Raw genomic sequence first — 18,332 nt, forward strand, 5'->3', positions numbered from 1 at the left:
CATCCCGCCGCTAGCGCCCCTCCGCGGCCGCACGCGCATCCGCCACCGCCCGGGCGATCCGCGCCAGACGCTCCTCCGGCACCTCCACCGCGCCGTCGGCATCGACCAGCACCGCGGTCGGATAGATGTCGCGCAACAGATCCGGGCCACCCGTCGCGGTATCGTCATCGGCCGCGTCGAACAGCGCCTGCACCGCCAGACGCAACGCCGCCTCCGCATCGATCGCACGGTGATAGGTCTTCTTCAACGACGACTTCGCGAACACCGACCCCGAACCGACCGCCGTGTAACCGAAACGCTCCTCCTGCCGACCACCCACCGCGTCATACGACACGATCCGCCCCGCCCGCTCCGGCTCTACAGCGTCCGGGTCGTAGCCGACCAGCACCGGGATCACCGCCATATCCTGCAGCGCCGCAGGCAGATTCGCCCGCACCATCGCCGACAACTTCGTGGCCTTGCCGTCGAACGTCAGCGACGCTCCCTCGATCTTCTCGTAATGCTCGAGCTCCACCGCGAACAACCGGATCATCTCCACCGCCATCCCGACCGTGCCCGCGAAACCCGCCGCCGAATACGTGTCGGTGACGAACACCTTCTGCATATCGCGCGTCGACACCAGATGCGCCATCGTGCCCCGCCGATCACCCGCCACCAGCACACCACCGCGATAACCGATCGCGACGATCGTCGTCCCGTGCGGCGCGACACCACTCGCGCCACCGCCGAAATCCGGATCCGGCAACAACCGCGGCGCATACCGGCGCAGATACTCCGAAAAGGACGCCGCCGGGTACCGCAAGCCGAGCGGCAGGTGACTATCGGTCGTCATGAATCACCTCTCCGGGCGGAGCGTGCCCCACCCGCGAACGCGTGCACTTCCGCCCGACGTTACCGGAACCCCACCACCACCCGGCGACAACCGCGCTAGGCCGGATCCTCCCCGACACAGGTCTCCGCCGCATCGATGTGGACACAGGGAACCGGAGCCCGCGTCGGCCGATAATCCGGCGCCACACCACCCGCGCGGATCAGCCGGGCATACGCGTCGACCCCATCGGTCGGGCGGCGCGCCAACGTCGGATCGGTCAGCACATCGACCGTATAGAGCCCGAACCGCGGCGCATAGGAACCCCACTCATAGTTGTCCGTCAGACTCCAATAGTTGTAGCCGACCACATTCATCCCATCGGCCTTCGCCCGCTGCAGCCAATACACCGTGTCCCGCAGATGATCGGCGCGGGTATACCCATCCGGGCGCACCTGCCCGTTCTCCGTCGGAAGCCCGTTCTCCACCACATACAGCGGCCGCCCCGGAAACTGGCGCGCGTAATGCCGCAACGCGTAGTAGATACCCTCCGGATGCACCGGCAGCTCCCACATCGGCGGACCCCCCTCCACACCGCCCTGCGCCGCCTCCCCGGTCTGCGGCAACGGAGCGAAGTAATAGTCCAGACCGATGAAGTCCAACTTCGCCGAAATCCGGTCCACGATCGGCTGATTCACCTCCGTCTCCGCACCCGCCACATACCCCAGATTGCTGGTCACCTGAGCACCCGGCCGATAACCGTGGATGACGTCGTAGATCTCGTTGTGCGCCTGCGCGATCCGATCCAGCATCACCGGCGCCTCATCGACACCGATCCCGCCCGTGCGCAACTCGGTGCCGACATACGCCACAGGCTCGTTGAACGTCACCCACAGCGGATCACGCGAGGCATACCGCTGCACCACCTTGCGCATATTCGCCAGCCAATCCTCCACCATGCCCGGATCGCGCCACCCGCCCCGATCCACCGCCCACCCCGGATACACCCAGTGATCCAACGTCAGCATCGGCCGCATCCCCGCCCCGACGATCCGGGCGATCACATCGTCGTAGAACCCGAACGCCGCCTCATCCCAGGCATGCGGCGCCGGCTGCAACCGCGCCCACTCGATACCCACCCGATACACCCGCACACCCAGCCGCGCCGCCAGATCGATATCGGTGAGATAGCGGCGAGCGAAGTCCACCGAATCCAGATACGGATCCGCCGTCCCACCCGACGCGATGAAACGCGACCAGTTGCTGTCCGGCGCATGACCCTCGGACTGAAACCCCGACGACGCCACGCCCCACAAGAAATCCCTACCGAACGCGGGCAACTCCCGGCCCGGCTGAGCAGCGGAAACCCCCGAAGCCATCAGCATCGCCGCAGCGGCCGACAACGCGGCGAACCCGCGCCGGTGAGTGCGTGTACGCATCGCCGTAGCGTAACTGTGAGATTGCTGGTGACCGGGGGAAGAACTCGCGTGTCGTAGATCCCACAACCGTCACAATCCGGGCCCACCCCAACCCCGACCGCCGCGCCAACTCCACGCCCACGGCGAACCATCCTCCGCCGCACTCGCCGACCTCGCGGTATTCGACCCGGCCGCAATAGTTCTCGCCTCCTCCGCTGCCGAAGGCCCGCCCCCAGGATCACCATGACCGACAGTCATAGCCCCATCCTCCCAGCGCGTCCCCAGGAAACGCCGCACAACATCACACAAGCGAATCAATTGACCGAGCGCATCCGCCGCCGATCGACCAGACTTGCCCAGGTGACCAGATACGCATTCGATGCCGACCGCGCCGCCCTCGTCGCCACCTGGGCGACCGGACGAGGCGACCTCGCCCAGACGGTGGCCACCCTGCCCCCGCAGGTGACCACGGACCAGGCAACCGATCTGGCGTCGAACCTCACCACCCTCTCGCGGTTCCAATGGCGCACCTACACCCACCCCGCCAGCGCCGCAGGCGACCCCGACGTCCCCAACAGCGAAGCATGGCGCCGCGCCGAAGAACGCCGCAACTTCAAAGAAGTCGAAGCCGGACTGCGCAATCCCCACCTGCCCACCGACGAAGGACTGCTCGTCTCCTACAGCGGCGTCGTCGAATCCGCCCACCGCATCGGCCGCACCCTGCACGACATCGACCACGCCGCCCTGCTCGAAACCGTCGCCGCCGAGGTACGCACCGAACAGGAAGCCATCGAATCCGCCGAACGCGGCGACCTCTCCGGCCGCGCCCGCCAAGCCGTCGAACTGTCCCGCCCCGACGTATCCCCGGCCCAGGTCCACGCCGCCGACGCACTCCTGCGCAACGACCCACTCGGCAGCATCGAACTGTTCACCGAACTCGACCCCGCCTCCGCCTCCGTCGCCGCGGCACACTGGCTCTACGCCGCCGCCGAAGTCGCAGGCGAGGCCGCGAACGTAGCCACCACCGACGTCGTCGCCGAAGCCGACGACATCGAAGCACTCCAAGTCGAGACACCCACCCTCGTCCTCGAACGACTCGCCGCAGGCGACACCCCGACCGAAGTCGTCCTCGACCTGATCGCCGAAGCGATGGCCGTCCACGAAGGCCGCGTCCCGGCCCCCTGGAGCCTCGTCGCCCGCGTCGCCGACATCGAAGCCCAAGCCCACCGATTCGGCGTCGACGCCGACACCCGCGAAGCAATGCTCACCAGCTTCCGCATCAGCCGACTCGACCCCGCCCGCCCCGCTCTCGACCTCTTGGAAGACCTCCTCGACGGCATCCGCGGCTGCCTGCTGCTCTACGCCGCCCACACCGAGCACGACGACGCCGAAACCGAAACCCGCTTCGCCGAAGACGTGCGCCTCGAAGCCGACGCCGACCCCGAAGACCTTCTCTGAACGCCGAGGCGGGGCACGGCCACGCCCTGCCCCGCCGGGAGTTCAGCGAGAAACTTCTTCGGACCCAGCCGATTCCGAGGCCAACCAGGTACGCAACGCGCGGTAGACCGCCGCGTGATTGAGCAACGTGAAGTGATGCGCCGACGCGACATGCATACCTTTGTCGACATCGAACCCGATGCGCCGGGTCCGAGCCCGGCCCGAGCCACTCGGTGTGAGAACCAGCCCGTCACCGATCACACGCCCCAGCGGATGCCGCGAATTCCGCGTGACCGCGGCGGTAACGAAATAATGCTCCGCGTCCCGCAGCAGCGGAACCTCCCGAACCACCCGGCGACGCAGCGCATCGGCGTCCAGATCACGCCAATCCTCGTCCACCAGGGAGCCGTCCCGAAGGTCCCGGATACCCGCGCTGCGGCGACGCAACAGCCGCCCGAACGGACGAGTTTCCGGAAACCGCACCAGCGCCGCCGACGCGTAATGCACCAACTGCTCCAGCGGCGCGCCCATATGCGGTGAACCCAGGCACACCACGTGGCGCACCCGCCGCACCCACGGCACCCCGGCTTCACTCGCCACAAAGCACGCACCCCGGGCGACCAACCCACCCATCGAATGACCTACCAGCGACACTCGCTCGATCGGCACCGGCCACCCGTCGACCAAGCCCTGCATCAGCTCGCTGAACTGCGCCGCGTTCTCCGAGATGTGCAGACCGGTGTTGTACCGGACCTGCAACGACGTACATCCCGTATCGGACTCCAGACGCTCGGCATAGGTCGGCCCGCCGCCCAAACCCCACGCGTGCTCGGTTTCCACCAAGCCGTGCAAGAACACCACGACGTGCGCGGCGGGCCGTTGAACGCGCGCACCGACGAGCTCCGCGGGCACGGGAGCGCCGTCGATCCGGAACGTCATCGGCCCGGCCAGAATCGGCCGCGTCCGTTCGAGATCATCACCGATCAAACCCTGCAGCGCGGCCAGCAATCCCGAGCCGTACACCGTGCGTGACGGTGCGACGCCGGGCAGATCCGCTGCCCGTTCCGCGACCATGCCCGCCGCCACCCCGGATCCACCGACCGCGCGGTAGACGCTCTCCGCGATCGCATCGTGCATCAACTCGACCGGAGCCGCCGCAGGCCCCACGCCCCACCGCACCGCCGCGAACACGCGGTGCGCGATCGCCCGGTGCACGGCCGCGATCCCGTCGACCGCACCGCCGAGTTCGTCACCGGCCAGCCGGGCCAGCGCCCTGACCTCCGCTTGCCGCTGCGGCACATCCTTCGTCACAACCTCAGTGTACAAGTGTGCACTGAAAGTGAACCCTACGGCACCCGCGACACAGCCACCGCCGCCTCGGTGAGACTGCCCAGATACAGCACGCCGTCCTGCTCGACCACGCCGGTCACCATCGAATAGTCGGTGCCCTCGACCTGAAGGTCGTGCACGACGTTGCCGTCGAAATCGACCGCCAGCACCCACACCGTCCGCGCAGGCTTCGGCTGCACCCACTTCGGCAGCGTCCACACGATGCGCCGCAGAATGCCAGGCAGCGGAAGCAGGCGATCCAGCAACGGATTACGCGGCGAAGGAAGCGTGATCCAGATCAGGCCGTCGCTGCCGAGGCCCAGGTTGTCCGGGAATCCGGGCAGATTCTCGATCAACCGTTCCTGCGTTCCCGCCTTCGGGCCGGTCAGCCAATAGCGCGTGAGACGGTAGCCGCCGGTCTCCGCGACGACCACGCTGGAGCGATCGGGCGCCAGGACGACACCGTTGGCGAATTGCAGATCGTCGATGAGCGTCTCCACGTTGCCCGCGGGGTCCCGGCGGAACAGGCGACCCGTGCCGGAGTGCTCCAGGATGTCACCCATGTACTCGTCGAGCGAGTACCGGCGCGACGACGCCGAGAAGTAGATCGTGCCGTCGGCATCGCGCACCACATTGCTGGCGAACCGTAGTCGCTCGCCGTCGATTTCGTCGACCAGGACGTTCAGCCCGCCCTCGGCGTCCAGCTCCAGCAGTCCACGTTCGAAATCGCAGATCAGCACGCGCCCGTCGGCGTCGGCGTGCAGACCGAGCGGGCGGCCTCCGGTGTTCGCGAGTTCGCGGACGTCGCCGGTCGCCGGATCGATGCTGAGGACCGCACCGCCTTCGACGCCCGCGATGATCCTGCCGTCGGGGGAGAGGACGACATCTTCCGGGCCGGCACCAGGCAGCTCGAGGCGCCGGATGTCGGGAAGAGGTGGAGCACTACGAGTTCGATGCGCTCGTGCGGGGGAGCGCGGTGGTGTCCAGCGTTGCGGCTGCATGGTCGAGGCGAGCATGGCATCAGGGTAGCCGGGGGAGTGCGGAGGTCTCGGGAGAAATGGTGCGCGGTCGGGGACCGCTTATGGGCGGAGGCGGAGGTGCCAAGGACGGATGCGTGCGGACTGCGAGTAAAAACATGTCGCTACGTAGATATGCGCATCTACTAATGTTACCCGATCATTCCAGCCAAACTCACTCAACCCGAACAGGCCAAAGCAGCATTGAAGAGGGAGGGGAGCGCGCGAGATCGGCGACGACTACGCGGAGCGGAACGAACGGCCTCTCACGCTGCTGCGCAGGCCGCCTGTCGCGGCAATCGCGCCGCCGGGAGCGCGGCGGCCTGGGCAGCGGCATCGAGACGTCAGGGCTGGTGGGTGATGGTGTACCAGAGAATTGCCAGGGTACCGACCGTGAAAAGCGGTGCGATGATGAAGGTTTCGACCTTGTTCCCGGTGCGCTCGATGACGGGAAGGCTGACTCGTAGGCCGAAAGGCCAGAACAGGCGGCAGCCGCGCTCGGTGAGGCAGTCGCCGAGCAGGTGGGCCAGTGCGCCGAGTCCGACCGCGAACGGCAGCCAGACCGGCTTGTCGGCGATCCAATGTTCCATGGCGAACGTGCCCGCGGAGGCGAGTACGACGATCGGTCCCCATGCCTTGAAGTTGTTGCCGGACGGGCACAGATGCAGTGCGCGCACAGCCAGGGCGAGGAGGAAGAAGACCAGGCTCAGGGTGAACCAGTGCCCGAGCCAGTGCTCGCCGGCCCACGTGCCGTAGGCGGCGGCCGCGACGAAGGCCAGGGAGTGCGTGGCGCCGCGATGGCCGCCGGAGGCCCAGGAGATGAGCTTGCATGCGGTGTGCGTGATCGGACCCAAAGTGTGCGAGATGGTCCCGTCGGGGTGGTCCGCGTCTGGCAGCAGTGCGGCCCCGGCCGTGAGAAAGACGCCGAGCAACAGGTCGACGGTACCGAGGTGTCCCGTCGCATCCTGGAGAGCCGGAAACGTCAAGATCGTGACCGGTAGCGTCGCCGCTGCCGCCGACCAGGCCAACGCGCCACTGGTCGCATGTGAATGTCCAAGCACGATTCGAACGTTAGTTCAGCTTGCTATCGGTTCGCGAATGCCGCTGTGCGAGGTCGGAAGTCGTGCGTGAAGCGTGTCCTGCGTTCGGGCTTGCGCGGAAATGAGGTGGGGGAGTGCTGGTAAGAGTCGTGGCGATGCGTAAAACGTTCTGTAGGTGGACAATCCGGTTCAGCGCGGGATGCTGGCGTGAGAACTGTTCATGCATACCTCGCGACATCATGAGCGTCGCTTGAAGCGATCCGTGGTGCACGTGCATTAGCGCGCGAAGGAAAAATTGCGATACGTTCCTTTGCGTATATATGCATGATTCCCACCTACCGTCGAAGTTCCGACCCAGCCGGACTCAAACCAAAGCAGCATCGAGGCCGGGGGACCAGGCGTGATGTGAATCCAGTGCTAGAGGACGTCGCCGATGGCAACAGTCGCTGCGGCCATGATCCGGCGCGCGAGGTCGGATCCGTCGACCGGGCCGGTGGTGTCGACGGCGACGACCGGCGTGAGCGCGAGCGGTTCGGCCAGGCGCGCCCAGTGGTCCCAGTCGTGCGCGAGGTGCGCGTCGTCGTGGTACAGGGCGGCACGTGTACGGCCGCGGTATCGGTCGCGGGCGAGCTCCGGCGGAACCGAGCACCAGACCTCCACTGCTCGCGTCGCGCCCGACTTCACGATGCCGTTGGCGGCGTAGCGCGCATCTCGGGGTTTGAACCACCACGAGTCGATCAGCGCGACACCGGGAAGCGCGGCGGCCAGCGCCCAGGCGGCCTCTGTCGCGATCGCCCCGATATTCGGTAGTACCGCGGTGTGATCGAGCCCTGAGCCCAGCGCCTCTTTGATGGCGTCCCGCGTGATCAAGTGCGCACCGAGTTCGAGCGCCAGCGCCGGAGCCAAGGTGGACTTCCCGGAGCCTGGTAGTCCGTTGACGAGAACGAGTAGTTCGCAGATGGCGACGAACCTCCGGGGCGATCGAGAAGAACAAGTCGGCGGGCCTGATTCTCGTTGCGCATCGCCATGACCGGCAAGCCGGAAGGGAGGAGTGTTCGGCCAGTGAACCTTTCGCCGATGGTTCCCAGACCTGGGGATCTCACTTCGCACTCCGCGCATACGCTGCATCGCATAGCGCTAGATGATCGATAGCTGTATCTCGATCCGGACGTCTGGACGGAGCGTGGCAAATGTCTGGTTTCGATCAGATCGGCTCAACCAGTGGTAGGCCCTGCGGAGGAGGTTGTGGTGGGTGAGGGGCGCGGAGTTCATCTGTGCGGCAGTGTGCCGTTGGCGGATGCGGAAACAGTCTTCACCGAGGCGGCGCGGCGAATCGGCAAGCACTTGAAGCGCATTCCGGATGGGGAGACCGGAGTTCGGGACAACTGGGTAGTGTGGCAGTTGCCCAAGATGCAGGCGCATCCGGACCTGGAAACCATTCCGCCGCCGAGCCCCGAGTACGGGCCGAGCGAGCGGGTGCGGCCCAAGCCCGGCATGGACCCGGCGTCGATCGACTTCGGTCCCTTGGGTTACGCGGAGGCGGCGCTGGAATCCTGGCGAGTCTTCCACCGGCTGCGTGAGGACGGGACGATCCCCGCGGGCATTCGGTTCCAGGTGAGCTTGCCAACGCCTATCGCGGTGATCGGTGCGTTCGTCGCGGGTCCGCAGGGCGAGTTGGAGCGCAGGTACGAGGCGCGGCTGCTCGACGAACTCGCCGTCATCCTCGGCACGATCCCGGCGGAAGACCTTGCGGTGCAGTGGGATGCCGCGGTGGAGTTCGCGATCTTCGAGGGCGTCTTCCCGTCGTGGTTCGGCTCCGACTATCCGACGCAGCTCGAGGAAGTGGGGCGGCGGCTCGTTCGGTTGGGCGGTGCTGTGCCCGAGTCGGTGGATCTTGGTTATCACCTCTGCTACGGCGATTTCGGTCACCGGCACTTCGCCGAACCCGCCGATACCGGCAAGCTGGCTGCGGTCGCCGGCCGTATCCTGGGCGGGCTGGAGCGGCGGGTCGACTGGATTCACCTGCCGGTTCCGCGCTCGCGTACCGATGCCGACTATTTCAAGCCTCTCGCCGATCTTGTTTTGCCATCTGGAACGGACTTGCACCTCGGGCTGGTGCACGCCACCGACGGCCGTGCCGGCGCGCTGGCGCGGATCGAAGCTGCCCGCTCGGTGGTCGGCGAGTTCGGCATCGCCACCGAGTGCGGTATGGGCCGCCGTCCGGCCGGTCAGATTTCCACGTTGCTGGATCTGCACGCGGAACTCGCGGACTTGCTGGCTTGAATCCGCCTCCTCGACGCCGGGCCATATTTCAGGGTTGGGCCCGGCGCCGAGCCGCGAACCGGCGCGGACACCGACCACGACCACATCGTCGTAACGCACGGCTACGCGCTGACATTCGTCATCACCACGTGGATGATGCTGCCGGTGGAGGCTGGCGGTTTCGTGTCGTTCGCAATCGCGCGATGCTCAGCCTCGCCGATACGTCTCACTTGGACGCGCCGGGAGATGAGGCTTCTTCGAACCGGAGGAGCGGTTACCAGTCCTCTAGTTGACATAATGTTGATTATCGGCGCAATTTTGGGGCGGTTCGCAGCAGTGATTGTGCAGCGTATTCGTTGTCTGTCTGTCCGATCCGGTAAGGCGAGAGTGATTCGGTGAGTTCGAGGGCTGTCGGGCTTCTGCTGCGATTCCGGGAGTGACCTGATTGCGTAACCTGCTGCATGCAGATTGTGCATCGCCATTTTGTCACTGTGACGTATTGCGTGGCCAGGTGCGCGCCGATACGAAGAACTTGGCAAATATGCCGTCGACGTATGACGCTGTGCGGCAGTGGATGATTGGTCGGCGACGTCGTGGAACGAACGGTTGGGCGACGTCGCCCGCATCGTTGCGGACCTGCCCCCTACCCCAGGATGGCAGCTCTGCCCTCGGGCAAGGTGGTAGAGACGAACGAATCCGGTCTCGACAAACAAGAGGGCACCCATGCACTGGGCTGTAGAACGGCTGAGCCGAATCATGCCGCCGCCCCCGGATGGCGGCGACCTGGTCGACTGGGACGCGCTGCGTGTCGAGACCGGATGGGAACTGCCAGCTGACTATCGCGGCTTCGTCGCGGTGTATGGGATGGGGGCGATCAGTGACTCGATCGGCATCAGCGCGCCCCACTTCGAGGGCTCTCCGTATGAGGACCAGATGTTGTTCCGCGCCGAGCAGCGGGTCGCGGACGGGGAGCTGACCTGGGCGTCGAACGAGGCAGGTGACGACTTCCTGTGGCGATGCGTCGGCGAGCCAGAGCGGTGGGAGGTGATCTTCCGGCCCAGGAGCCGTGGCCAGGACCACAGATACGACATGGGAATGGCCGAGTTCCTGCTGCGCCTGGTGCGGGGCGAGATTTATCCGCCGCTGGAGGCCGAACTCGCGATGCCGGCCACGTTCGAGTCGTGGCGGGAAGAAGAAAGGCGTCTACTCGACGTCGATGGCAACCTTGAAGGCTTCTGATCGCCTTGCAAGGCCTTTCGTACCGTGATGTCGAGCGCTCGGGTGCGGAGGTGCGACGACCGCTGTTGGAGTGGGTTGGTTGACGAGTCTTGGAATTTTCCTAGATCGGGCTCGTTGGGGCTAGCGGCGGGCTCGGTGGATCGGGATGGCGAGGAAGTGCGGCGGGTGTAACCGCATGGTGTTGCTGGATGGCTGTCGTCGCACAGTCCAGTGTTCGGTGATTGGCTCTGGCTGTGGGGGCCAGTTGCGGGCACGCTGGGTCGGTGCTGGTTCGTCGGTTGGTCGCGTTGTATGTCGGTTTGTGGTTGTACGGGTTCTCGATGGCGGTGATGGTGCGGGCGGGGCTCGGGCTGGATCCGTGGGATGTGTTTCATCAGGGTGTGGCGCGGCATGTGCCGATCAGTTTCGGTGCCGTCACGGCACTGACCGGTGTCGCGGTGCTGTTGGCTTGGATTCCGCTGCGACAGTTGCCGGGTCTGGGCACGGTGAGCAATGTCGTGGTGATCGCCGTGTCGGTCGATGCCGGGCTCGCCTGGCTGCCGTCGTGGGATGCGCTGGCGGTGCGGGCCGGTGCCATGGGGGCCGCTGTCGTGTTGAACGCGGTGGCGAGTGTGTTGTACATCGGCGCGGGTATGGGTCCGGGCCCGCGGGATGGACTGATGACTGGACTGGTCCGGTGCACCGGGCGATCGGTGTGGGTGGTGCGCACGGCGATCGAGGTGACGGTGTTGACGACGGGATTGGTTCTCGGCGGCAGCGTCGGTGTGGGGACCTTGGTCTACGCCTTCGGGATCGGGCCGCTGATCCACCTGATGATCCCTGCGGTGAACCGATTCCTGCCGGGGTTTTCGCCGTCGAAGCCGGTGCTTGCCGTCGGCGGTGAAGTGGTGGAAGTTCCGGCCGGGTAGCTCGACTCCCCTACTCCCCTTCGAAGCGTCTTCGAATCGTCACGGTGACGAAAGGGTGTGACTTCGATGTCGGGTCAGCGGTGTGGTCCGAAGCTCACCTCGGCGAGCCGGTCCAACTCGTGAAGCGCCGCATCGTGTGGCAGAACTGGAACGATGCCCAGCAATGTGCGGTGAATTCCCAACTCCGCCAGGTATTCCAGTTGGTGGCGCTGTGGTTGGAACAGTGTCGCGATCACCGGCACCGGCGCTCGACCGTGACGGTCGGCGAGGGCCTGTAGTTCGCGGATCCCCCTCGCCAGCTCGTCGAGTGGCAGGCCGACGGGGGCCAACCATCCGTCGGCGTGGTCGAGGATGCGTTGGTGTGTGGATGGTCCCCAGCCGCCGAGCCACACCGGGGGGCGCGGCTGCTGGACTGGCTTCGGCCACGAGTACAGCGGGTCGAAATCGACGAAGTCGCCGTGGAATTCGGCTTGTCGGTGGGTCCAGATGTTTGTCATCGCAAGGAGTCGTTCGCGCTGTAGCGCAACTCGTGTTCTGGGATCGGTGCCGTGGTTGCGCATCTCTTCACGCAGCCAGCCGACGCCGACGCCGAGTTCGAACCGTCCTCCCGAGGCCAGGTCCAGGCTCGCCACCTCCTTGGCGAGAATGATCGGATCGCGTTGGACGACCAGCGTTACGGCCGTGCCGATCCGTAACCGTTGTGTCGCGGCGGCTGCGAACGACAATGTGACGAACGGGTCGAGATTGCGGTGGTAGTCGTGTGGGATCTCGTCGCCACCGGGGTATGGCGTGGTGACCGTGACCGGTATGTGCGTGTGCTCGGCGACGAACAGCGACTCGAAGCCGCGGTCTTCCACTGCCCGGGCGAGGTCGGCCGGGCCGATGCTTTCGTCGGTCACGCCGGTGAAGATTCCGATCTGCATTGGGCTACGGTAAACATTGACGCCAGCGTTAAGGTCAAGGTCGGGGTGAGTGGAATGCGGATCGGTGAACTAGCGCAGCGCACTGGTTGCAGCACGAGGGCATTGCGCTATTACGAGCGGCAGGGTTTGCTGACGGCAGCGCGTGGCGGCAACGGCTACCGCAGATTCGACGACTCCACCGTCGAGACCGTTCTTCGTATCCGTGCCCTTCTGGCAGCGGGGTTGCCCACCGATGTCATCCGTCGGGTACTGCCATGCGCCCGCGACACCGTTCCGCGGTTCGAGCCGTGTGCCGAGGTGGTAGCGATCTTGAAGTCGGAGATCGACCGAATGGACGCGCTTGCCGCGGATCTGGCGCGCTCCCGCCACCTGCTCGCCTCGATTCTGCTCGACTCCGGTGTACCGGTAGCGAGCGACCGCGCCGCGCAGAGCACGACGTAGCAACCGCGCGGTGCTGCGGATCCGGCACGACGTCCCGCGTCGTCTCACTGCGTGGGGCGCACCGAGTGGCCACGGCCGGGCACGATGGGAAACGAGACGCTGTCCGTCGGGGTGCTCGGGTCGATATGAGCACGTTTCGGGCGCAGGGGTGCGGCTGGCCGTACCTCGCCTGGTGACGGCGCATATCCTGCCGGTGGGTACTGTGGGCGGCCGCGCGGCGTGGTCACGTGCGAAACAGGTTGGTGCGAATAGTCTTCGGCGATTCGGTCGACGAAATGCGTGGCGGTGGAGCGCGCGTGTGAGTGACAATCCGGATGTGTCCGCTCTGATGCCCGATGTGGTCGCCGCCGAAGTGTTCGCAGCCGGGACGCAGCCCGCTTTGCGGGGTGAGACAGTGTTGTTGCGGCCTTGGACGAATGCCGACGCGGCGGTGATCCGGGCCGTCTACCAGGATCCGGATATCCAACGCTGGCATGTTCGCGATGTCGTCTCCGAGGCCGAGGCGCGGGAGTTGATCGCCCGCTGGCAGGCGGGGTGGAGCAATGGTGACGGCCCGCAGTGGGCTGTTGTCGTCGGTGACGTGGTGGCGGGCAGGGTCGGGTTGCGGCATATGGCACCGGCGGATGGCGTGGCGGGGATCGCGTACTGGACGGCTCCGGGATGGCGGGGCCGCGGCGTGACGCCCGCCGCGGTCGAGACGGTGACTCGGTGGGCGTTCGAGGTGGGTTTCCATCGGCTGGAGGTGTCGCACTCGGTGCGTAATGCCGCGTCCTGCCGGGCGGCGGTGAAGGCGGGATTCGCGCCGGAGGGTGTTCGGCGCAGTGCTGGGTTGCACGCGGACGGTTGGCACGACATGCATTTGCATGCCCGCCTCCGCCCGGCATAGATCCCTGTACGGAAGCAGCTGTCCCAGATAGCCTGTGGGAAGCGATCCGGCAGAAGGTGAAGATTCATGAGTGCTACCACCATTGCCCGGCAGTGCACGTTGTGTGAGGCGCACTGCGGAATTCTCGTCACGGTCTCCGGTGACCAGGTGACGCGGATCGAGGGCAATCCGCAGGACGTGCTGTCGAAGGGGTACATCTGCCCGAAGGCGACGGCGATGGGCGGGTTGCACCATGACCCGGATCGGTTGCGGACGCCGGTGCGGCGGGTGGGTTCGTCGTTCGAGCCGATCGGCTGGGACGAGGCATTCGACGAGATCGGTCGACGGTTGCGCGAGGTGCGTCGCGAGCACGGCAACAGCGCGATCGGCATGTATCTGGGGAATCCGGCCGCGCACAGCTCGTCGGTGCTGTACGCGGTGTTGCTGCGGTCGGTGCTGCTGACGCGGAACTTCTTCTCGGCGTCGTCGATCGATCAGTTCCCGCAGGAGTTCGTCGCGTGGCGGATGTTCGGCTCGAATGTGCTGATGCCGGTGACCGATATCGATCGGACCGACCGCCTGGTGATCCTGGGGGCGAATCCGGCGGTGTCGAACGGGTCGGTGACGACCATGCCGAATGCGAAGCAGCGGATCCGGGACGTGCGGCGGCGTGGTGGGAAGGTCGTGGTGATCGACCCTCGGCGGACCGAGACGGCGCGGCTGGCCGATCAGCATGTCGCGGTGGCTGCGGGCGGTGATGTGTATCTGCTGCTGGCGATGTTGCATGTGCTGGTCGCCGAGGGTCTGTGTGACGAGAAGGCGATTCGCGCGTCGAGTACCGGTTGGGAGCGGTTGCGTGCGCTGGTGGCCGAGGCGTCGCCGGAGCAGATGGCGCAGTACGCGGGCGTGGACGCGGAGACGATTCGCGGGCTGGCTCGGGAGCACGCGGCGGCGCCCTCGGCGGTGCTGTACGCGCGGATCGGGGTGTGCCAGCAGGTGACCGGCACGTTGACGCATTGGCTGGTGAACACGATCAACGCGGTGACGGGCAACTTGGATCGGGCGGGTGGGCAGATGTTCGCGACGCCGCCGATCGATGCGCCGCGGTATGCGAAGTACCTGCCGATGGGGTATGGGGCGTGGACCGACAGCTCCGGGACCTACAAGTCGTTCCGCTCGGAGTTGCCGGTGGCGGCGCTGGCGCAGGAGATGTCGGCCGAGGGGCCGGGCCGGATCCGCGCGATGATCACGTATGCGGGCAATCCGGTGTTGTCCACGCCGCAGCGCGGCCGGTTGGGGGCGGCGCTGGACGGGCTGGATTTCTATGTGGCCGTGGACATGTACGTCACGGAGACGACGCGGCACGCGGACATCATCCTGCCGCCGATCTCGCCGTTGGAGCGCGAGGATGTCAACATCCTGTTCCCGGTGTTCAGTGTGCGCAACAATCTGCGTTTCGACGCGCGCGTGTTCGAGCCGCCCGCCGATGGGCTGGAGGATTGGCAGATCATGGCGCGGTTGGTCACCGAGATGGTGCCGTTGCCCGCGCGGCGGCTCACCGCGCGGGTGCTCAACGCGGTGTTCGATCGGGTCAGCCCCGTGCGGATCGCCACGCTGGGGGTGGCGGCGGGGCCGTACGGGGTGTTGCGGCGGGGTCGCAAGGGTTTGACGGTGGGTAAGGCGCGTGCGGCGGCGGGCGGTATCGATCTGGGTCCGTTGCGGCCGAGGCTGCGGTCGCTGCTCGGGACGAAGGATCGGAAGGTGCATGTGGCGCCGGAGGATTTCGTGGCGGCCGCGCGTGAAGTTCTCGCGGCCGCGCAGCGGGGTGAGGCGGTGACCGCGCCTGCCGACGGCTACGACTTGAAGTTGATCGGTCGCCGTCATCTGCGCAGCAACAATTCGTGGCTGCACAATGTGCCGTCGATGGTGAAGGGGCGCGATCGTTGCACGGCGCTGATGCATCCGCAGGATGCGGCGGCGCGCGGGTTGCGCGACGGTGAGCCGGTGACGGTGCGTTCGCGCACCGGGGCGATCGTGGTGCCGTTGGAGGTCAGTGACGACATCCGGGCTGGGACGGTGGCGATCCCGCACGGGTGGGGACATCAGGAGCCGGGTGTCGGGTGGACGGTGGCGGCGTCGCTGCCGGGCGCGAATGTGAACCTGCTGCACGATCCGGCGGTGACCGACACGTTCTCGGGGACGGCGGCGGTGAACAACACGTGGGTGACGGTGACGCGGGCGTCGGTCGACTCGGGGGAGCGTGTGGACCTCAGCGAGCGCGAACCCGCGCCGACCGTTTGACGAGTGTGGACCGTCTGCTCGGCAGCGTGATCGCAATGGGATGGTCTGGCACTGTTACTTCCCGGCGCTGCCGAGGCAGAACCGATGCCGGTCACCGTCCAGGTGATGGAATGTGCCATATGCGGGCGGGGCGGCGGTGAGCTAGGCAAACCCTCCGCCCCCGCTCGAGCAGTATCTGCCCGCTATGGGGCTGGTCGTGCGGCACTTTCTATGCGGTAGAGCCCGAGCAGTCGCCGCTTTTCCGGTCGACCGGTGTGGTGTTCCCTCTGCGCACGGGAGGCGACCTGCGCGAGGTGGGTCATTTGCTCACCTGGTCGACGCGGGTGCCGTCCAGCCAGGGTTGGGGGTCGGCCAGGAACGGGGTGTCGGCGAGGCGGTCGAGGTCTTCGAAGAAGGCTTTGGTGGTGCGGGCGGCCGCGGTGGTGGTGCCGACGGAGACGAATCCGGCTTGTTCGGCGTCGAGGCCGCGGGAGAGGGATTTGTCGGAGCCGAAGTAGACGGCGCGTTTGAGTTCGGCGACGACGACCGGGTTGCGGGCGGCCAGCCGGGCCGCGGTGGCCTGGGTTTCGGTGAGCAGGTCCTCGGCCGGCAGTACGCGGTTCACCAGGCCGAGACGCAGCGCTTCCTGGGCGGTGAACGGCGTGCCTTCGAGGGTGACCTCGATGGCTTTGGCGGCGCCGAGCAGGCGGGTGAGGCGTTGGGTCGCGCCGCCGCCGGGAATGAGGTTGGCCAGCGTCTCGATCTGGCCCAAGCGCACGTGGTCGGCGTCGGCGGCGTAGCGCAGATCGCAGGCCAGCGCGATCTCGTGCCCGCCGCCGAGTGCGGGTCCGTTGATGGCGGCGAGGTAGGCGACGCCGGAGCGGTTCATCCGCAAGGTGGTGCGTTTCCAGCGGTAACCCCAGACCAGGCCCGCACCGAGACCGCCGCCGTGGCGTTCGACCAGGTCGGTGGCGCCGGGAACGTGCAGGACGGCAGCGGCGGCGCGCAGGAACGGTGCGGCGGCGCGAGCGGGGACGAAGGGGCGTGGTTTCTCGATCATGCCGCCGAGGGCGGCGGGGTCGGCATGGGTGAGGAAGCGGCCGGGCAGTCCTCCGGTGAGCACGACCGCGCCCACGGTGTCGTCGATATCGACCGCGGCGGTGAGAAGGTCCAGGTCGCGGACGACCGCGGTGGTGACGAAGTTCCACGGGGGCGCGACCACACGCGCGGTGAGTACCCGCCCGGACTGGTCGAGTTCGATGGTTTCCAGGGGCAGGTCGGCGGCGGACATCGGCGGCTCCTTCGGTGCGCATGTCAGCGGTCGGTACGCGAGAACGGTTCCACGCGAACGCGTTTCGGAAGCGGTCCAGCGCGGTCGTGGACTACACCCTGATGTTGCGGACCGGCCGGGCCGGTCCGCAACATCGGTCAGGCCGTGGGCTTGTGGACGCGGGTGTCGTGGAATTCCAGGAATGCCGTGAGGGTCTGCTCGGGTGCCTCCAGTTGCGGGTAGTGGCCGATTCGCGACAGTTCCACGACATCGGGGTCGGTGATCAGTTCGCGGTAGCGGTGCACCATGTGGCCGCCGGAGACGGGATCGGACAGGCCGTCGACGAGCCGGACGGGGACCTGGGCCTGCTGCAGTGCGCCCACCCAGCGCTTGCGCTGCTTGCGGCGTTCGGCCATGTAGCGGATGAGTTTGTGGCCGTTGCTCTTGCCGTGCCTGCTGCACCACAGCAGCCAGAACTGGTGCAGTTCGATGTCGGTGGGTTTGGTGTCGGGCCCGAATACCGCGGCCAAGCTGTGGTGGAAGGTGCGTTCGCTGCCCAGGACGCCGACCAGCGGGCCGAGCGGGCTCGCCAGCAGCCGCTGCACCGGGCGGGGGCGGTGTGTTTCGGGGAACAAGCCGCCGTTGAGCAGGCACACCGACTCGATCACCAGGGATTCGTCGCCGGCGGCGCGGCGTTCGGCGTCGCGGGCCACAAGCTCCTGGGCGACGGTGTCGCCGTAGTCGTGGGCGAGGATGTGGTATCGGCTGATGCCCTGTTCCCGCAGCAGGTTCTCGTGGATGTCGGCTTGGTCGGTGATGCGGTAGTCGTAGTGGCGGGGTTTGGCCGACCAGCCGAAGCCGATCATGTCGGGGGCGATGACCCTGGCGAATCGTTCGCACAGGCCCGGCCAGATCCGATGCCAGTCCCAGGACGCGGTGGGAAATCCGTGGATGCACACCAGCGTCCCGTGGGTGCCTGCGCCTCCGTCGCGCCAGAAGATCTGGTGGCCGCGATGAGTGTGGCGTCGTCCGTTCGCCCGCCAGGACGCGAACTCCTCCATGTCTACCTCCTTGTCGTCGACAAGCATGGCGCGTG

General features: G+C 66.8%; 16 protein-coding genes. 7 read left to right on the forward strand and 9 right to left on the reverse strand.

Going from position 1 to position 18,332, the window contains the following annotated elements:
• Positions 1-10: 10 nt before the first annotated feature.
• Complete coding sequence (gene prcB, locus ABZ824_RS26615; protein WP_356966061.1) at positions 11-832, reverse strand: proteasome subunit beta; 822 nt, start codon at positions 830-832, stop codon at positions 11-13.
• Between the two features lie 95 nt (positions 833-927).
• Positions 928-2,247 (reverse strand): family 1 glycosylhydrolase, encoded by a 1,320-nt coding sequence (locus ABZ824_RS26620; protein WP_356966063.1) that lies wholly within the window; start codon positions 2,245-2,247, stop codon positions 928-930.
• 339 nt (positions 2,248-2,586) lie between these two features.
• Between ABZ824_RS26620 and ABZ824_RS26625 the strand changes: the two genes are divergently transcribed.
• Positions 2,587-3,684 carry a hypothetical protein gene (locus ABZ824_RS26625; RefSeq protein ID WP_356966065.1) on the forward strand — a complete coding sequence of 366 codons (1,098 nt, stop codon included), beginning with the start codon at positions 2,587-2,589 and terminating at the stop codon, positions 3,682-3,684.
• Between the two features lie 42 nt (positions 3,685-3,726).
• On the opposite strand, the gene ABZ824_RS26630 is transcribed toward ABZ824_RS26625, so the two are convergent.
• The 4 genes from ABZ824_RS26630 to ABZ824_RS26645 form a co-directional block, all read right to left on the reverse strand.
• Complete coding sequence (locus ABZ824_RS26630; RefSeq protein ID WP_356966067.1) at positions 3,727-4,974, reverse strand: alpha/beta fold hydrolase; 1,248 nt, start codon at positions 4,972-4,974, stop codon at positions 3,727-3,729.
• A gap of 35 nt (positions 4,975-5,009) precedes the next feature.
• Positions 5,010-6,008: an SMP-30/gluconolactonase/LRE family protein gene (locus ABZ824_RS26635; RefSeq protein ID WP_356966068.1), complete on the reverse strand. Its 999-nt coding sequence runs from the start codon at positions 6,006-6,008 to the stop codon at positions 5,010-5,012.
• Positions 6,009-6,352: 344 nt separating this feature from the next.
• Positions 6,353-7,069, reverse strand: coding sequence for a metal-dependent hydrolase (locus tag ABZ824_RS26640; RefSeq protein ID WP_356966070.1), 717 nt, complete (start codon positions 7,067-7,069; stop codon positions 6,353-6,355).
• A gap of 396 nt (positions 7,070-7,465) precedes the next feature.
• Positions 7,466-8,176: an AAA family ATPase gene (locus ABZ824_RS26645; RefSeq protein WP_356966072.1), complete on the reverse strand. Its 711-nt coding sequence runs from the start codon at positions 8,174-8,176 to the stop codon at positions 7,466-7,468.
• Between the two features lie 120 nt (positions 8,177-8,296).
• Between ABZ824_RS26645 and ABZ824_RS26650 the strand changes: the two genes are divergently transcribed.
• From ABZ824_RS26650 to ABZ824_RS26660, 3 genes are all read left to right on the forward strand, one after another.
• Positions 8,297-9,331, forward strand: coding sequence for a hypothetical protein (locus tag ABZ824_RS26650; RefSeq protein WP_356966074.1), 1,035 nt, complete (start codon positions 8,297-8,299; stop codon positions 9,329-9,331).
• Positions 9,332-10,066: 735 nt separating this feature from the next.
• Positions 10,067-10,549: a hypothetical protein gene (locus ABZ824_RS26655; RefSeq protein ID WP_356966076.1), complete on the forward strand. Its 483-nt coding sequence runs from the start codon at positions 10,067-10,069 to the stop codon at positions 10,547-10,549.
• A gap of 263 nt (positions 10,550-10,812) precedes the next feature.
• Positions 10,813-11,457 (forward strand): hypothetical protein, encoded by a 645-nt coding sequence (locus tag ABZ824_RS26660; RefSeq protein WP_356966078.1) that lies wholly within the window; start codon positions 10,813-10,815, stop codon positions 11,455-11,457.
• 74 nt (positions 11,458-11,531) lie between these two features.
• On the opposite strand, the gene ABZ824_RS26665 is transcribed toward ABZ824_RS26660, so the two are convergent.
• A complete protein-coding gene (locus tag ABZ824_RS26665; RefSeq protein WP_356966080.1) occupies positions 11,532-12,380 on the reverse strand; it encodes an LLM class F420-dependent oxidoreductase in 849 nt (282 codons plus the stop codon).
• Between the two features lie 54 nt (positions 12,381-12,434).
• On the opposite strand from ABZ824_RS26665, the gene ABZ824_RS26670 reads away from it, so the two are divergent.
• The 3 genes from ABZ824_RS26670 (at position 12,435) to ABZ824_RS26680 (ending at position 15,987) form a co-directional block, all read left to right on the forward strand.
• Positions 12,435-12,821, forward strand: coding sequence for a MerR family transcriptional regulator (locus tag ABZ824_RS26670; RefSeq protein WP_356966082.1), 387 nt, complete (start codon positions 12,435-12,437; stop codon positions 12,819-12,821).
• Positions 12,822-13,119: 298 nt separating this feature from the next.
• The gene (locus tag ABZ824_RS26675; RefSeq protein ID WP_356966084.1) at positions 13,120-13,707 is read left to right on the forward strand and encodes a GNAT family N-acetyltransferase; all 588 of its coding nucleotides are present in this window, start codon (positions 13,120-13,122) and stop codon (positions 13,705-13,707) included.
• A gap of 66 nt (positions 13,708-13,773) precedes the next feature.
• Positions 13,774-15,987: a molybdopterin oxidoreductase family protein gene (locus tag ABZ824_RS26680; RefSeq protein WP_356966086.1), complete on the forward strand. Its 2,214-nt coding sequence runs from the start codon at positions 13,774-13,776 to the stop codon at positions 15,985-15,987.
• A gap of 298 nt (positions 15,988-16,285) precedes the next feature.
• Here the strand turns inward: ABZ824_RS26680 and ABZ824_RS26685 are convergent, their stop codons facing one another.
• Together ABZ824_RS26685 and ABZ824_RS26690 are read right to left on the reverse strand one after the other, a co-directional pair.
• On the reverse strand, positions 16,286-17,257 hold the full coding sequence (locus ABZ824_RS26685) for an enoyl-CoA hydratase-related protein (protein WP_355078016.1): 972 nt from the start codon (positions 17,255-17,257) through the stop codon (positions 16,286-16,288).
• Positions 17,258-17,394: 137 nt separating this feature from the next.
• On the reverse strand, positions 17,395-18,297 hold the full coding sequence (locus ABZ824_RS26690; RefSeq protein WP_356966088.1) for an alpha/beta hydrolase: 903 nt from the start codon (positions 18,295-18,297) through the stop codon (positions 17,395-17,397).
• Positions 18,298-18,332 lie beyond the last annotated feature (35 nt).

Origin of the sequence: Nocardia sp. NPDC047038 (genome assembly GCF_040644075.1) — a bacterium.
Classification (GTDB): Bacteria; Actinomycetota; Actinomycetes; order Mycobacteriales; family Mycobacteriaceae; genus Nocardia; species Nocardia sichangensis.

Coding starts and splice junctions, on each gene's coding strand:
- ABZ824_RS26655 (WP_356966076.1), top strand. CDS start 10,067: ATGCCGCCGCCCCCGGATGGCGGCGACCTGGTCGACTGGGACGCGCTG.
- ABZ824_RS26685 (WP_355078016.1), bottom strand. CDS start 17,257: ATGTCCGCCGCCGACCTGCCCCTGGAAACCATCGAACTCGACCAGTCC.
- ABZ824_RS26620 (WP_356966063.1), bottom strand. CDS start 2,247: ATGCGTACACGCACTCACCGGCGCGGGTTCGCCGCGTTGTCGGCCGCT.
- ABZ824_RS26645 (WP_356966072.1), bottom strand. CDS start 8,176: ATGCAGCGTATGCGCGGAGTGCGAAGTGAGATCCCCAGGTCTGGGAAC.
- ABZ824_RS26690 (WP_356966088.1), bottom strand. CDS start 18,297: ATGGAGGAGTTCGCGTCCTGGCGGGCGAACGGACGACGCCACACTCAT.
- prcB (WP_356966061.1), bottom strand. CDS start 832: ATGACGACCGATAGTCACCTGCCGCTCGGCTTGCGGTACCCGGCGGCG.
- ABZ824_RS26680 (WP_356966086.1), top strand. CDS start 13,774: ATGAGTGCTACCACCATTGCCCGGCAGTGCACGTTGTGTGAGGCGCAC.
- ABZ824_RS26665 (WP_356966080.1), bottom strand. CDS start 12,380: ATGCAGATCGGAATCTTCACCGGCGTGACCGACGAAAGCATCGGCCCG.
- ABZ824_RS26635 (WP_356966068.1), bottom strand. CDS start 6,008: ATGCTCGCCTCGACCATGCAGCCGCAACGCTGGACACCACCGCGCTCC.
- ABZ824_RS26670 (WP_356966082.1), top strand. CDS start 12,435: ATGCGGATCGGTGAACTAGCGCAGCGCACTGGTTGCAGCACGAGGGCA.